We start from the raw sequence: 485 nt of genomic DNA on the forward strand, positions 1-485 counted from the left end.
TATTAAAACTTATTGTTAATTATCTTTAAAATGACTATATCAAATATAATATATTTTACGATGGCTACCCAAAACTGTTTCAAAGAAACAAAAATTTCAACAACTTTTTGACATAGTGTCTATCACTCTTCAAGAAGTTCTCGTGCTAATTGACAAATTTTAAAAATAAAAAAAGTATATTCGTATAACATCAAATATCATTATTATGGCAGATTTTTTCTATGTTGGATTAGAAGGTGAAAACGAATTGCTCGAACTGGTGGCTGTATCTACGATTCAATCCCTCCTCTATTTTCAGGATGCCGATCAAGAGGATTTTACAACAATAAAGACCGCTATTGATCAAAATTTTATTGTCGAAGAAGATCTAATCACTGTAGCAGACACCCTCCGATTGGATCAATCTATTGTGCGCTTTACTCCGGGCAAGCCCAATTATAAAGATTAATTGCATACTCAATCATATGGGTAAATAACTATCAGTA

General features: G+C 31.3%; 1 protein-coding gene. It reads left to right on the forward strand.

What is annotated here, in order from left to right; all coding sequences use genetic code 11:
• Positions 1-205: 205 nt before the first annotated feature.
• Positions 206-448, forward strand: coding sequence for a hypothetical protein (locus LE190_RS22235; RefSeq protein WP_088161677.1), 243 nt, complete (start codon positions 206-208; stop codon positions 446-448).
• Positions 449-485: the final 37 nt, after the last annotated feature.

It is taken from the genome of Massilia hydrophila (assembly GCF_020208145.1).
In the GTDB taxonomy this organism is placed as follows: domain Bacteria; phylum Pseudomonadota; class Gammaproteobacteria; order Burkholderiales; family Burkholderiaceae_D; genus Telluria; species Telluria hydrophila.

Bases quoted from the DNA above. Each gene is read 5' to 3' on its own strand.
- LE190_RS22235 (WP_088161677.1), top strand. From the start codon at position 206: ATGGCAGATTTTTTCTATGTTGGATTAGAAGGTGAAAACGAATTGCTC.